General features: G+C 41.0%; 15 protein-coding genes. 13 read left to right on the top strand and 2 right to left on the bottom strand.

Annotation, left to right across the window (positions count from 1 at the left end; all coding sequences use genetic code 11):
• The first annotated feature begins 132 nt into the window (after nucleotides 1-132).
• From FOC45_RS00660 to FOC45_RS00645, 4 genes are all read left to right on the top strand, one after another.
• Nucleotides 133-882, top strand: a complete 750-nt coding sequence (locus tag FOC45_RS00660; protein ID WP_009390901.1) for a helix-turn-helix domain-containing protein — start codon at nucleotides 133-135, stop codon at nucleotides 880-882.
• 99 nt (nucleotides 883-981) lie between these two features.
• Nucleotides 982-2037, top strand: coding sequence for a hypothetical protein (locus FOC45_RS00655; protein WP_009390899.1), 1056 nt, complete (start codon nucleotides 982-984; stop codon nucleotides 2035-2037).
• A complete protein-coding gene (locus FOC45_RS00650) occupies nucleotides 2034-2639 on the top strand; it encodes an NADAR family protein (RefSeq protein ID WP_009390897.1) in 606 nt (201 codons plus the stop codon). Before FOC45_RS00655 ends, FOC45_RS00650 begins: the two co-directional genes overlap by 4 nt.
• Before the next feature lie 80 nt (nucleotides 2640-2719).
• Nucleotides 2720-3097: a VOC family protein gene (locus FOC45_RS00645; RefSeq protein WP_009390895.1), complete on the top strand. Its 378-nt coding sequence runs from the start codon at nucleotides 2720-2722 to the stop codon at nucleotides 3095-3097.
• Nucleotides 3098-3143: 46 nt separating this feature from the next.
• Here the strand turns inward: FOC45_RS00645 and FOC45_RS00640 are convergent, their stop codons facing one another.
• A complete protein-coding gene (locus FOC45_RS00640) occupies nucleotides 3144-3488 on the bottom strand; it encodes a hypothetical protein (protein WP_009390893.1) in 345 nt (114 codons plus the stop codon).
• Between the two features lie 143 nt (nucleotides 3489-3631).
• On the opposite strand from FOC45_RS00640, the gene rimO reads away from it, so the two are divergent.
• The 9 genes from rimO to tsaB all read left to right on the top strand — a co-directional run bounded on the left by rimO (nucleotide 3632) and on the right by tsaB (nucleotide 13212).
• On the top strand, nucleotides 3632-4936 hold the full coding sequence (rimO, locus tag FOC45_RS00635; RefSeq protein WP_009390889.1) for a 30S ribosomal protein S12 methylthiotransferase RimO: 1305 nt from the start codon (nucleotides 3632-3634) through the stop codon (nucleotides 4934-4936).
• 49 nt (nucleotides 4937-4985) lie between these two features.
• The gene (gene pth, locus FOC45_RS00630; protein ID WP_009390887.1) at nucleotides 4986-5552 is read left to right on the top strand and encodes an aminoacyl-tRNA hydrolase; all 567 of its coding nucleotides are present in this window, start codon (nucleotides 4986-4988) and stop codon (nucleotides 5550-5552) included.
• The gene (locus tag FOC45_RS00625; protein WP_009390885.1) at nucleotides 5552-6007 is read left to right on the top strand and encodes a hypothetical protein; all 456 of its coding nucleotides are present in this window, start codon (nucleotides 5552-5554) and stop codon (nucleotides 6005-6007) included. Before pth ends, FOC45_RS00625 begins: the two co-directional genes overlap by 1 nt.
• A 21-nt stretch (nucleotides 6008-6028) precedes the next feature.
• On the top strand, nucleotides 6029-8089 hold the full coding sequence (locus tag FOC45_RS00620; RefSeq protein ID WP_009390884.1) for a GDSL-type esterase/lipase family protein: 2061 nt from the start codon (nucleotides 6029-6031) through the stop codon (nucleotides 8087-8089).
• 44 nt (nucleotides 8090-8133) lie between these two features.
• On the top strand, nucleotides 8134-9024 hold the full coding sequence (locus FOC45_RS00615; RefSeq protein ID WP_009390883.1) for a fructose bisphosphate aldolase: 891 nt from the start codon (nucleotides 8134-8136) through the stop codon (nucleotides 9022-9024).
• 93 nt (nucleotides 9025-9117) lie between these two features.
• Complete coding sequence (locus FOC45_RS00610) at nucleotides 9118-10152, top strand: virulence RhuM family protein (RefSeq protein WP_009390882.1); 1035 nt, start codon at nucleotides 9118-9120, stop codon at nucleotides 10150-10152.
• A gap of 84 nt (nucleotides 10153-10236) precedes the next feature.
• A complete protein-coding gene (locus tag FOC45_RS00605) occupies nucleotides 10237-11892 on the top strand; it encodes a hypothetical protein (protein WP_009390881.1) in 1656 nt (551 codons plus the stop codon).
• Nucleotides 11892-12563 carry a 16S rRNA (cytidine(1402)-2'-O)-methyltransferase gene (gene rsmI, locus FOC45_RS00600; protein ID WP_009390880.1) on the top strand — a complete coding sequence of 224 codons (672 nt, stop codon included), beginning with the start codon at nucleotides 11892-11894 and terminating at the stop codon, nucleotides 12561-12563. Before FOC45_RS00605 ends, rsmI begins: the two co-directional genes overlap by 1 nt.
• A 13-nt stretch (nucleotides 12564-12576) precedes the next feature.
• A complete protein-coding gene (tsaB, locus tag FOC45_RS00595; protein WP_009390879.1) occupies nucleotides 12577-13212 on the top strand; it encodes a tRNA (adenosine(37)-N6)-threonylcarbamoyltransferase complex dimerization subunit type 1 TsaB in 636 nt (211 codons plus the stop codon).
• 16 nt (nucleotides 13213-13228) lie between these two features.
• Here tsaB and FOC45_RS00590 read toward each other — a convergent pair whose 3' ends face one another.
• Complete coding sequence (locus FOC45_RS00590; protein WP_009390878.1) at nucleotides 13229-13948, bottom strand: 3'-5' exonuclease; 720 nt, start codon at nucleotides 13946-13948, stop codon at nucleotides 13229-13231.
• Between the last annotated feature and the right edge of the window lie 22 nt (nucleotides 13949-13970).

Genomic DNA, 13970 nt, shown 5'->3' with positions numbered 1-13970 from the left:
TCTCAGCCTTCATAGCCTTCCTATTCCTCCCATCAACCAAATCCACAAATTGCCTAATTGGCTAATTCTTTGTACTTTTGCATTCAATCAATAGCAATACGCGTGTTATCACTTCGCCCCTATTATCACCCTATGCAATCGGTTATTCCTGCGGAAGAAAAAGAGGTTACCTATACCGAGTTTCTTCCCTGCGAGGCTTTGCGTCCATTTATCTATTGCTATTGGGAACTGAAATCTCCTCCACGCAACACACCTTTCTTCTATCGAGTAGTTGCCGATGGCTGCATCGACTTGTTTTTTGAATGCGATAACCCGCAGATGAGTTCCCTTATGGGCTATTGCAATACATACATAGAGTTTCCTATAACGGGGGCTTTCCACTATGTAGGGGTGCGCTTCCTGCCTAGTGCCTTTCCGTTACTTTTTGGTCAAGATGCTTTTGAAATCAGCGCACAAGAAATCCCCTTACGCGAGGTAGTTCCCGCGTTGGCTACTTTTATAGCTCAGCAGTTGGGAGCTCCTCTATCATTACCTGCCACAGCACAGTGCTTAGACGTCTATTTTCTCCGCCACCTATTACAACGTCCTTTGCAGATTGACAACCGCTTTTTCTCAGCACTTTCACAGATATTGCAAAGCAAAGGCACGATGCATATTAGTCAGTTAGATACAGGCATCAGCCCCAGACAGTTGCGCCGCCTTTTCGACTACTACATAGGCGATAACCCAAAGACTTTTAGCAATATTGTGCGCTTCCAGCATATACTAAGTACAAAAGCCTATCACAACCATTCCTTTTTAGACACTTATTACGACCAAGCCCACTTTATCAAATCGTTTAAAACATTATACGGCGATACCCCTAGCAAGGTATTTATATAGTAAAATGTTAAAAAGATTTTGAAGTAACGATTTTTTAATTAATTTTGCCCTCATAAATTACTAATTCATACTTTCTACTACAAAAGACACTTTTTAAATATGCAAGAATTAGCAGAAAAAATATTTGAAATACTAAAAGATTATCACTGTGATTACCCAGACACAAAACATAAAATGTCTGTTGAACATATTTTAAAATGGGCTGAACAATTTGGAGGTGATGGTGAGTTTATACTAACAGAACTTCTTCATTTCTTACCAAATATATATGTTTCAAAAGAAAAAGCCATTTCTATTCTAAAAGAACATTTAGAATCTTTTAGAATAAGATATAAATACTCATCTATGAATGACTTTATTAAAAATGCTTATTTTATTGATCTTCAAAAAGAAGAAAAAAGTCAGAGAGAAATTTTAGTTTTAGTAAAAGAAATATTACAAAAAGAGTACGGAATAGACTATAATTTTTTAATACAGATATCTTCAAAGAAACATTATATTTATTTTGATGATATTTTAGCCACAGGAGGAACTATAAGTAGAGATTTAAAATCTATTATAGAAAAAGAGCGAGATTCTTTTATTAATAAGCAAAAAACAATTGCCTTAAGTCTATTTTGTTATCATACATTAGGATATGGAAACATATTATGGGGATTAGGAAAAGATATAGGAGTTCCTTTAAAAGATATATTGGATATAGAAGCTAATTACATAATAGAAAATAAATTAAAACCCGAATGGATTGCTCAGAAACAAAAGATAAATTGTACTTATCCTATTGATAAACAATCTAGTAAAATATCAGAATATATAGGAAAACTTAATGTAAACAACCCTTATTCTCCTCCTACATTTAGACCAGAACAGCTACCCTTAGAAGAAACTTTTTTTAGTTCTAAAGAGAATAGAAATAAATTTGAGAAGATAATTTTAGACAAAGGATTAGAATTGTTACAAAAGGTAAAAAAAGAAAATCCAGACCCTCGTAAAAGGCCTTTAGGAGACACTGTAAAATCACATAAAACATTAGGAACAGGTACTTTGTTTTTTACTTGGAGAAATATCTCTAACACTTGCCCAATAGTATTTTGGTGGGATGTATTTGGACATAATTGGACACCCTTATTTTCACTTAAAAATAGAGGAATATGAATACAAACGAGAGAACATACAAGAAAGAAGAAGTCATTACTTTTAGAAGTACAAAAGAATCATTTGGAGCTTTATCTAATATGGCTTCTGGTTTTTCGATTTTGGTAAATAATGTTATTATCCCTTCGTCAGAAGCCTTATATCAGGCTTGTAGATATCCTCTTTTTCCTGCAATACAAGAGGAAATAATAAACCAAAATAGCCCAATGACAGCTAAAATGATTAGTAAAAAACACTATAAATATACTCGTCAAGATTGGGAACAAAAAAAATATGATATAATGTATTGGGTTTTAAAAATAAAACTTTTACATAATTATCATCGACTTTCGGAACTTCTAAGGAAAACAGAAGAAAAACCTATTGTAGAATTATCCAATAAAGATAGAGATTGGGGGGCAAAAGAAGAAAATGGTTTTTTAGTTGGTAAAAACGCTCTTGGCAGATTACTAATGCAGTTAAGAAAGGAGTTCATTTTAGAAGAACAAACTTTAGATAAAGTTTATCCTCCTAAAGTTTCTGGTTTCTTATTATACAATACAGAAATAAGTATTATTTATAAGACAGATTTAGAAATGTTATTTGACATTGATTTAGACTAGTCATTTTTTGTCCGTTTTTTACAATCACATTCCCTGTGCTTGCGGTACTTTTGCCGCCGAATAACAAATACATTATCAGAATGAAATTAAACGCAGGTATTATAACCGAGAAATTAGCCGAGAGCAAGGCTTTCTACACTCAAGTATTGCAATTTGGTATTACTTTTGAAAACGACTTTTATTTGCTGTTGCACACCCCCAATCACGAGGCAGAAATCAGTTTTTTATTGCCTAATCACCCTTCGCAACAGCCTCTCTTTCAAAAACCTTTTACCCAACAGGGAGTATACCTCACCATTGAAGTAGAGAATGTAGATGAGTATTACCACAGCCTAAAAGAGCAAGGAGTACCCATTGCCATAGAGCTTCGCGAAGAACCTTGGGGCGACCGTCATTTTGCTATTATAGACCCCAACGGCATTGGTATTGATATAGTAACCTATTCTGCCCCCGAATAAACATAAAAATCCCCGCTCATAGAACAACCTATAAGCGGGGATTTTTCTAATTCTCTAATTTGCTAATTTTCTCAATACGTTTATTAAGCCTTTTCAATTCCTTTTTAATTCGCTTTTCTTTGCGTTTGGCACCTCGCAAAACAATCTTAGCAAACTTCTTTTGTTTTTTGCTGATGTGGTTATTAAAAGCAAATGCTACATCTTTGTATTTACCTATTAAAGAATTTTCTGCATTTTCTTTCTCTTCAAGGACTTTAGCGAGTTTGGCTTCCAATTTTTCTTTTTCAGCTTGTAGTTCAGTAAGGGTTGAGGCTTGCTCTTGAGATTGTGCTACGGCAATACCTCCTAAAAATAGCGCAAAAAAAGCCGCTATCAAAAATCTTTTCTTCATTTTTTTGTATGTTTTTTTTAAGGGTGCAAAGATAAAAATAATTTATTACTTCCCGCAGCCTTCCCTTTCCTCTCATTAACGAAATCCACAAATTGCCTAATTAGCAAATTATCCGTATCTTTGCCGCCTGAAACTAACAACAAATGCGAACAAGAAGTATAAAGAAAAACACTATAAACGTAGTAACCCTCGGTTGCTCTAAAAACGTATACGACAGCGAAGTCCTTATGGGGCAGCTAAAGGCTGGCGGCAAAAATGTAGTTCACGAGCAAGAGGGTAATATCGTGGTTATCAACACCTGTGGCTTTATCAATAACGCCAAAGAAGAGAGCATCAACACCATTTTAGACTATGTGCAGCAGAAAGAAGCAGGCCTAATCGACAAGGTATTCGTGATGGGCTGCCTCTCTGAGCGCTACAAACCCGATTTAGAAAAAGAAATACCCGATGTCGACCAGTATTTCGGCACTAGCGAACTGCCTGCACTGCTAAAAGTATTGGGGGCGGACTATAAGCACGAGCTGATAGGCGAACGCCTCACCACTACCCCTAAAAATTACGCTTATCTCAAAATATCTGAGGGCTGCGACCGCCCTTGTAGCTTTTGTGCTATCCCACTGATGCGGGGCGCTCACATTTCCACCCCTATCGAGGCGCTTGTCACCGAAGCCGAAAAGCTCGCTGCCAAAGGCGTTAAAGAGCTGATACTCATCGCTCAAGATATTACTTACTACGGACTCGACCTCTACAAAAAACGCGCTCTTGCCGACCTGCTCCGCGCCCTCGTAAAAGTCGAAGGCATCGAGTGGATACGCATACACTACGCATTCCCTACAGGCTTCCCTATGGACGTCATAGAGGTGATGAAAGAAGAGCCCAAAATATGCAATTACTTAGACATACCGTTGCAGCACATCTCCGACCCTATTTTGGCGAGTATGAAGCGCGGCACTACCCAAGAGAAAACCACTAAACTGCTGAAGAAATTCCGCGAGGCGATGCCCGAAATGGCAATACGCACCACCCTAATCGTTGGTTACCCAGGTGAAACCCAAGCCGACTTCGAGGCGCTAAAATTCTTTGTGAAAGAAATGCGTTTTGACCGTTTAGGTTGCTTCACCTACAGCCACGAAGAGAATACCACCGCCTACGACCTTGAAGACGACGTACCCGAAGAGGTAAAACTCGCTCGTGCCAACGAGATAATGGAAATACAGTCGCAAATATCGTGGGAACTCAACCAACAGAAGGTAGGCAAGACTTTCCGTTGTCTCATCGACCGCAAAGAGGGCAATTACTTTGTAGGGCGTACTGAGTACGACTCTCCCGATGTCGATAATGAGGTACTTATCGATGCCAAAAAACACTACGTAAAAACAGGCGATTTTGTAGAAGTAAAAATCATAGATGCCACCGATTACGACCTCTACGGCGAACCTGTGGTTTAAAAACGCAAACAAATTGCCTATTTAGCAAATTATTATTACCTTTGTAGCTATGAAAAAATATCTAATTGCTTGCCTCGGCAATATAGGGGCTGAATATGCTAATACGCGCCACAACATCGGTTTTTTAGTAGCCGATAAGTTGGCTAAAGACCATAATGCTTCTTTCACCACTCAAAAGCTGGGCGACCTCGCCGAGATAAAAGTGAAAGGGCGCACATTTATACTGCTGAAACCCTCTACTTATATGAACCTCAGTGGCAAAGCAGTACGCTATTGGCTCGAAAAAGAACGTTTGACGGCTGAAAATCTATTAGTAGTCTGCGATGACCTCAATATAAAATTCGGCACCTTGCGCATCAAAGGGAAAGGTAGTGATGGCGGACATAACGGACTTAAAGATATTCAGTATCAGTTAGGTACCCAAGAGTACGCCCGTTTGCGCTTCGGTATCAGTAGTAATTTCGAGTCTGGTAAACAGATAGACTACGTATTAGGCGAGTGGGCGCCCGAAGAACAAACACTACTCCCTGAGCGCGTAGCTAAATGTGCTGAGGCAGTACTCTCATATGGCTTAGCAGGACTTGCAATAACAATGAACACATTTAATAATAAGTAATGTACACACATCATATCCTTTTAATTTTGCATTTAGTGGCGGCTACTATATGGGTAGGCGGACACTTAGTGTTGGCTATAGGCTACCTCCCTAAAGCGCTTAAGCACAACGATTTTAGCTATATAGGCAATTTCGAAAAAACGTACGAGCCTATCGGAATGCCATCACTCTTAGTGTTGGTTATCACGGGTATACTAATGGCATACGACTACGGAGTAAGTTTCAGCACTTGGCTGCACTTCGATTTTTCAATAGAAAAAGTAGTTTCCCTAAAACTCCTTTGTTTGCTTACTTCTGTGTGTTTTGCCATCTCGGCGCAAACACGTGTACTACCTCAGCTGCGCAAAGGAAATATCAAAAAACTACCTGAAATGGCAGTGCACATCATCTGTGTAACACTCTTAGGGGTTACAATGGTTGTATTGGGTAGTTTAGTGCGCATCGGTGGACTATAACAACAGAAAAACCATATCAGAATGAAAAAAATATTATTGACAATGCTGCTGCTACTCTCATTGGGGGCAGGAGCTCAAAAAAAACTGACTAAAGTGGCCTGTGTAGGCAACAGCATTACCTATGGTTATTTGCTCGAAAACAGAACCCAAGATGCCTACCCTTCAGTATTGCAGCGCGCTTTAGGCAAAGCTTATTTAGTAGGCAATTTTGGCAAATCAGGGGCTACCTTGCTCAACAAAGGTCACCGCCCCTACACCCAACAAGATGAGTATAAACAAGCACTTGCTTTTGCAGCCGATATAGTGGTTATCCACTTAGGCATCAACGATACCGACCCTCGCAACTGGCCTAACTACCGCGATAATTTTGTAAGCGACTATCTACAGCTTATCGCTTCTTTCAAGGAAGTCAATCCTCAGGCGCGTATCCTTTTGGCGCAGATGAGTCCTATTTCACATCGGCACCCGCGCTTCGAGTCAGGCACCCGCGATTGGCACGCCGAGATTCAAGAGGCTATTACGATGGTAGCCCGCGAGGCGCAAGCCCAACTGATAGATTTCCACGCGCCTCTTTACCCTTATCCTCAGTTGCTCCCCGACGGACTGCATCCTAATGCTGAAGGCGCTGCTCGCTTGGCTAAGGTAGTATACAGTGCTATCACTGGCGATTACGGTGGACTGCAATTGCCTGCTATTTACACCGATAATATGGTGCTACAGCACGGACAGCCATTACCGATAAAAGGTACCGCCAATACAGGCACTAAGGTAATGGTGAGTATAGGCAAACAGAAATACAGCGCCGTAGCCGACGAAAATGGCAATTGGCAAGTAGTTTTAGACCCGCTGAAAGCCAAAGAAGTCTATACGCTTAGCATAGTAGCTGGCAAGCAGAAACGCATACTCAAAAATGTGGTAGCTGGCGAGGTATGGCTCTGTTCAGGGCAATCAAATATGGAGTTTATGCTCAAACAAATCATTACCGGAGCTACTGATATACCACGAGCCACTAATCCTAATATACGTTTCTACGATATGAAAGCCCGCTGGCGTACCGATGCGGTAGAGTGGAATGCCACAGTCCTCGATTCGCTCAACCACCTACAGTACTATCGCGATACACAGTGGCAAGAATGTACCCCGAAAACCGCAGCTGAGTTTTCAGCCGTAGGCTATTATTTCGGCAGATGGCTACAAAAAGATTTAGATATGCCTATCGGACTGATTTGCAATGCTGTAGGAGGCTCTCCTACTGAAGCGTGGGTTGGCAGAAATACTCTTGAAAACAATTTCCCTCGCATATTATACGATTGGCGTAATAACGATTTTATAATGCAATGGGTACGCGAGCGTGCCTCTCAAAATATCAAAAAGAGTACGGACAAACTACAGCGCCACCCCTATGAGCCTGCTTATCTGTACGAGGCAGCCATATTGCCGCTAAAAGACTTCCCTATCAAAGGAGTGATATGGTATCAGGGAGAATCGAATGCTCATAATAAAGATGCTCATTCTAAGCTATTTAAGCTATTGGTAAAAAGTTGGCGGGAAACGTTTCAAAATCCTAAATTGCCGTTTTACTATGTGCAGTTATCGAGCATCAACCGCCCTTCTTGGGGTTGGTTCCGCGATTCGCAACGCCGTCTGCTCTCCGAGGTGCCCTATAGCGGTATGGCAGTGTCTTACGACTACGGTCACCGTACCGATGTACACCCCAAAAACAAGCAACCTATAGGCGAGCGTTTAGCGCGTTGGGCGCTAAATCGAACATACGATAAGCAGCATATTACCCCCTCAGGACCTCTTTTGCGTTCGGTACATTTTGCCGAAGGGGCAGCCTTTGTTAGCTTCAATTACGCCAAAGGCTTGCACACCTCCGACAATAAGCCCATACGTGGGTTCGAGCTTTCTGATGGCAATGGTATTTTCTATCCTGCCACTGCCGAGATAGTAGGCGATGAGGTCAAGGTAAGTTGCGAGCAAGTCCGTATCCCTAAGTCGGTACGCTATGCTTGGAGCCCCGTCACTGACGCCAATTTGGTAAATGAAGAAGAATTACCTACAAGTACATTTGTTTTTTAGAAAAATATGTTGTACCTTTGTGGCATTAAATAAAGGTTTTTACAATGAAAAAAGAACAACTTGAACAAATGAAAAATGGAAAGGGCTTTATTGCGGCACTCGACCAAAGTGGGGGGAGCACTCCTAAAGCATTAAAGCTCTATGGGATAGACGAAAGTCAGTATACTAACGATGCTGAAATGTTTGCTCTTATTCACCAAATGCGCACTCGTATCATCAAAAGTCCTGCTTTCAATAGTGAAAAAATACTTGGGGCTATCCTCTTCGAGCAGACAATGGATAACCTTATCGACGGTAAATACACGGCTGATTATCTTTGGGAAGAAAAACACATTATTCCTTTCCTCAAAGTAGATAAAGGACTTTTAGATATCGATAGTGATGGGGTACAACTGATGAAGCCAATCGACGGACTACCAGACCTACTAAAGCGTGCCAACGAGCGACATATTTTCGGTACTAAGATGCGTTCAGTAATCAAAGAAGCCTCTCCCAGAGGTATTGCACAAGTAGTAGCCCAACAGTTTGAGGTAGCGCAAGTCATTATCGATGCAGGACTTGTTCCGATTATTGAGCCAGAGGTAGACATTACCATTCCTGATAAGTCAAGAGCAGAAGCTATCCTACGCGATGAAATCAGGAAGCATTTAGATCGTTTGCGCGACACCTCTGACGTGATGCTCAAACTCTCTTTGCCTACTATTGATAATTTCTATAAAGAATTTACTAAACATCCTCGTGTAGTACGTGTAGTAGCCCTTTCAGGGGGCTATCCTCGCGAAAAAGCCAATGAAATATTGGCTAAGAACAAAGGAGTAATCGCTAGTTTCTCACGTGCTCTCACTCAAGGACTTTCTGCTCAGCAAACAGATACAGAATTCAACCAAATGTTAGCAGAGACCATTGAGGGTATTTACGAAGCCTCAGTAAAGTAAGCCGCACAGAAAGTAGCATAAAGAGACACCTAATAAATAAGAAGACTTTAGCCCTCATAAGAGAGCTGAAGTCTTTTTGCGCAAATATAAAAAATGGAAGCACAAAAAGGAGAAATCATACTTTATCAACGTGAAGATGGTTCAGTACAAATAGATGTAAAGATTGAAAACGAAACCGTATGGCTTACGCAAGAACAAATGGCTACTTTATTTGGAAAAGGGCGTAGTACTATCACGGAACACATTTCTCACATTTTTGAGGAAGGAGAATTAGATGAAAAAGTGGTCTGTCGGAGTTTCCGACAAACCTATAAGCACGGTGCAATAGAGAGTAAAACTCAAGAAAGAGAAGTAAAACACTACAATTTAGATGTAGTTATTTCAGTAGGCTATCGCGTTAGGTCAGTACAAGGAACGCGTTTTAGACAATGGGCTACCGAAAGGCTTAAAGAATATGTTATAAAAGGTTTTACAATGGATGATGAGCGGCTGAAAGGTAATGCTGGGGGCAACTATTGGAAAGAGCTGCTTAATAGAATTAGAGATATTCGTTCTAGTGAAAAGGCTTTATACCGTCAAGTACTCGATTTGTATGCTACCAGTTTAGACTACGATCCTAAAAGTGAAACTACTATTGCTTTTTTCAAAGTAGTACAGAACAAACTGCATTATGCCAGCAGCGAACAAACTTCAGCAGAACTAATTTATCACAAAGCTGATAGTAGCAAAGATTTTATGGGACTGACTACTTTCAAAGGAGCATTGCCTACGCTTAATGAAGCTAAAATCGCCAAGAATTATCTTACAGAAGAGGAGTTATTCCGCTTAAACCGCCTTGTTTCTGCTTTTTTTGATTTAGCAGAACTCAAAGCAGAAATGCAGACACCTATGTATATGAAAGATTGGATAGAAGAATTAGACAAATTTTCAGCCAATTATGGCAAAGGAGTACTAAAAGGAGCCGGAAATATTAGTCACGAGCAAGCTATACAAAAAGCAACACAAGAATACCGAACTTACGAAGCGAAAACGTTATCGCCTGTAGAACAATCTTATTTAGAGAGTTTGAAAGTATTAGAGAAAAGTACAGCTAAACTACTGAAGCACAAAAAGAAAAGAGAGCTATAAAAAGAATAAGAAAGTTTTTTAGAAAAATAAGCAAGAGATTACCAAAAAAATTGTATCTTTGCCACATCATAAACTCCATTTGCTATGAAAGAAACATTAGAGCAAGAATTAGTTGATTTAGCCACCGAAATTATAGCCTATCAAGGGCGATTAAATCTCAGCGAGCTTAGCCAAAAAGCGCATAAGATTTCTGAGAAAATCACTATATTGGGCTTTGTCGAAAAATACTACCAAATGCTAAGAACCTCAGAGCAACGTATGACTTATACCTTGCGAAAGGTTGCTAATTTTATTGATGAACAGGAAAACATCTTCAATATTGATGTAGCTTTCAAAGAGTTACAACCTCTTGAGCAGCCTTTGATAGAAGAAACACCGGCTGAAAAACCTGCTTTTGTAGCTATGGAACCAGCACCCGTTCAGGCTGCTGCTGAACCAATAGCCGAGAAGGTTGCTGAGCCTACTCCTGAACCAACACCTGAGCCAGCTCCTGCTGAACCGGCACCTGCTGAGCCTATTCACTTTGCTACCCCTCCTACAGACCCTACTCCAGCACCTGCAACAGTAGTGACTGAACCAGCTCCAATAGCTGAACCAGTACCTGTAGAGCCTGTTCACTTTACTACTCCTCCTGCAGAACCTACTCCAGCAGCTGAACCGGCACCTGTAGAGCCTGTTCACTTTGCTACTCCTCCTGTAGAGACCGCAGCGGCTTCTATTGAAGTAGTAGCAGAACCTACTCCAGCTGAAGTTCCAGAAACCACAACAGATTCGGTAGTAGAGATGACACAGTTTGCTTCCCCTGAAGCTGCAATAACTGAACCCGCAGCGGCTCAACCAGTAACGAATACTTCTGATGAAGATCTTACCTCTTTATATCAAGATTGGAACGATTGGCATTCTTACACTCTTCCTGATGATCCGCCTGCAGAAGTAGCCGCACCAGTTTCTGCTCCTGTAGCTACTCCAGCTCCTGCAGCAACCCCTGCATCAGAAGTAGCACCTGCACAAACAACAGTAGCTGCTCCAGTGCAAGCCGCTCCAGTAGCACAAGCAGTGACTCAGCCAGTAGAGAACATAACTCCTCCTACTACTATTAATACACAGCAACCATTGCGCGAGGCTTCTACTCCTGATTGGGCAGTATCAATAGAGCAACCTATAGTACCTCCTCGTCCACAACAAGCAGAGACCGTACACGAGCCAATACACGCAGCAGCACCTGAGCAAGCTCCTACTTCAGTAGTAGAGCAAGTGCTAACAGCTGAGCGTTTGCACCCACATCAGACAGCGCAACCTACAGCAGCTGCACAAGCACCCGTAGCTCAGCCGGTACAATCAGCACAGCCAGAAAACTTTATTCAGCAACAACATCTGACAGAAGAGCAACAAATACTTCGTCAGACACCTTCGCTTGAAGAGTTTTTAGCAAAATCAAAAGCTACAGCTTTCGACAAAAAAGACCATACTGAGGAGGTAAAACCCGCACAGTCGCTAAACGACCGCTTCAGCAAGGAAATACAAATAGGGCTAAACGATAAGTTGGCTTTCATACAAAAGCTTTTCTTCGGAAGTGAAAGTGAGTATAACCGTGTGCTACAACACTTAAACCAACTCCACTCATTAGAAGAGGCGGCGCAATATATTCAACAACAAGTAAAACCTACTTATAATAATTGGAAAGGCAAAGAAGAGTACGAAGAACGCTTCTTACACCTTATTCTACGCCGTTTTGAATAATGAGCAAATTGTATCTTATCCCGACTCCTATCGGCAATTTAGAAGATATAACCCTACGTGCGCTACGTTTGCTCAAAGAAGTAGAGGTCATCTTGGCCGAAGATACTCGTACTAGCAGCAAATTGCTAAAGCACTATGATATTCACACCCCAATGCAAAGCTACCACCTGTTTAATGAACACAAGGTGGTAGACACTTGGGTGCAACGTATCAAAGGGGGTACTACAGTAGGGCTTATAACCGATGCTGGTACACCAGCTATTTCCGACCCTGGCTTCTTACTTGCAAGGGCTTGTATAGCCGAGGGGATAGCTGTAGAGTGCCTACCAGGGGCTACTGCCTTCGTACCCGCTTTAGTAAGCAGTGGCTTACCTAATGCTCGTTTTACTTTTGAAGGCTTTTTACCCGACAAAAAAGGGCGTCAAACACGTTTACAGCTCCTCGCTCAAGAAACTAAAACGATGATTTTTTACGTCTCTCCTCATAAATTACTTAAAACCCTCACCGATTTTATCACTACTTTCGGGGCTGACCGTCAAGCAAGTATCTCCCGAGAACTTACCAAAGTACACGAGGAAACCCAGCGTGGTACACTACAAGAGTTATTAGAGTATTATAAAGACAAAAATATCAAAGGGGAAATAGTATTCGTTTTATCGGGGAATAGATAATAGGCAACAGATAATGAAATTACTTCATATAGAAACATCAGGGGTGAACTGTTCAGTTGCCCTTACTGATAATGACACAATTTTAGCTACTAAAGCTCAGAATGCAGGACACTTCACGCACTCTGAAAATCTACATTTGTTTATTGAAACTGTGATGACTACAGCAGGGGTACCGCTTTCTTCCCTTGATGCTATAGCCGTAAGCGCAGGCGCAGGCTCTTATACAGGTTTGCGCATAGGGGTTGCTACTGCCAAAGGATTGTGTTTTGCTCTTGGCAAGCCACTTATAGGTATTCCTACTTTGCAAATCCTTGCGCACCAAGTAGCAGCTGATTGCATTATTCCTATGCTCGATGCGCGCCGTATGGAGGTTTATAGTGCTGTATTTGATAGCGAATATCGTTTTGTATCTCCTACTGAAGCTAAAATACTCGATGCAGACAGTTATAAAGAGTATTTGGATAAGGGTAAAGTGACATTCTTAGGCGATGGTAGTACTAAGTTTGCTACTATCTGCCAACATCCTAATGCTACATTTATTGCAGGAGCTTTCCCCGAGGCCAAAGATATGATTCCTTTTGCTATAGAGAAGTATAAAGCCGCTAATTTTGAAGATATCGCTTATTTCGAACCTACTTATCTAAAATAAGCAAGTACTAATAGTATTAGCGCGGAATGATGAGTATTTCATCGTCTGTTAAGAGCGGTTCGTAACGCAGGTGCAATAGTATTTGGGCTACCGTTATAGTATCTTTCTCGCAATAAGTAGCAATACGATGTATATCGTTTTCTTCATAAAATACATCGCGTACTTGACTGCCATTAATATCATCTTTAGGCGAAGGAATACCCAATGTGTGGGCTAAGAGAGTTAAAGAAGTGTAATGCTTATAGTCGCCGAACTTCCAGAGATCAAGGGTATCGAGGTGGGGTACCTCCCAAGGCTTTTTGCCAAAGAGTTGCAACTTATTTGGAATACGAATACCATTGATAATCATACGCCGTGAGAGATAAGGAAAATCAAACTCCTTGCCATTATGAGCACAAAAAAGCTTGTTAGGGCGAGAAAAATGTTCTTCTACCAAACGCACAAAATCACGTAATAAGCTGTCTTCTTCGCCTGTAAATGAGGTTACCCTAAAGGTGCGTTGCTCGTGTCGGAAAGAAAAATAACCTACCGATATACATACTATCTTGCCAAACTCAGCCCATATGCCTGCACGATTATAATATTCTTCAGCAGTATGCTCGTCCTTGCGCAGGTATTGCGTTTTTTCTTCCCATAAGGCTTGTGCAGCTGCCGGTACACAACTGTAATCAGGGTACTGAGGAACTGTTTCAATGTCTAAAAAAAGTATATCTTCGAGGTTTATTTTATGGAGCACCTTCTTTTAATTTTGAATTATA

This window comes from Capnocytophaga sp. FDAARGOS_737 (genome assembly GCF_009730375.1).
GTDB classification, from domain to species: Bacteria; Bacteroidota; Bacteroidia; order Flavobacteriales; family Flavobacteriaceae; genus Capnocytophaga; species Capnocytophaga leadbetteri.
The sequence above is the reverse complement of the archived record's forward strand: the minus strand, read 5'-3'. Positions and strand labels throughout refer to the sequence as shown.

Bases quoted from the DNA above. Each gene is read 5' to 3' on its own strand.
- FOC45_RS00645 (WP_009390895.1), top strand. From the start codon at position 2,720: ATGAAATTAAACGCAGGTATTATAACCGAGAAATTAGCCGAGAGCAAG.
- rimO (WP_009390889.1), top strand. From the start codon at position 3,632: ATGCGAACAAGAAGTATAAAGAAAAACACTATAAACGTAGTAACCCTC.
- FOC45_RS00620 (WP_009390884.1), top strand. From the start codon at position 6,029: ATGAAAAAAATATTATTGACAATGCTGCTGCTACTCTCATTGGGGGCA.
- pth (WP_009390887.1), top strand. From the start codon at position 4,986: ATGAAAAAATATCTAATTGCTTGCCTCGGCAATATAGGGGCTGAATAT.
- FOC45_RS00660 (WP_009390901.1), top strand. From the start codon at position 133: ATGCAATCGGTTATTCCTGCGGAAGAAAAAGAGGTTACCTATACCGAG.
- rsmI (WP_009390880.1), top strand. From the start codon at position 11,892: ATGAGCAAATTGTATCTTATCCCGACTCCTATCGGCAATTTAGAAGAT.
- FOC45_RS00610 (WP_009390882.1), top strand. From the start codon at position 9,118: ATGGAAGCACAAAAAGGAGAAATCATACTTTATCAACGTGAAGATGGT.
- FOC45_RS00615 (WP_009390883.1), top strand. From the start codon at position 8,134: ATGAAAAAAGAACAACTTGAACAAATGAAAAATGGAAAGGGCTTTATT.
- FOC45_RS00625 (WP_009390885.1), top strand. From the start codon at position 5,552: ATGTACACACATCATATCCTTTTAATTTTGCATTTAGTGGCGGCTACT.
- FOC45_RS00640 (WP_009390893.1), bottom strand. From the start codon at position 3,488: ATGAAGAAAAGATTTTTGATAGCGGCTTTTTTTGCGCTATTTTTAGGA.
- tsaB (WP_009390879.1), top strand. From the start codon at position 12,577: ATGAAATTACTTCATATAGAAACATCAGGGGTGAACTGTTCAGTTGCC.
- FOC45_RS00605 (WP_009390881.1), top strand. From the start codon at position 10,237: ATGAAAGAAACATTAGAGCAAGAATTAGTTGATTTAGCCACCGAAATT.
- FOC45_RS00650 (WP_009390897.1), top strand. From the start codon at position 2,034: ATGAATACAAACGAGAGAACATACAAGAAAGAAGAAGTCATTACTTTT.
- FOC45_RS00655 (WP_009390899.1), top strand. From the start codon at position 982: ATGCAAGAATTAGCAGAAAAAATATTTGAAATACTAAAAGATTATCAC.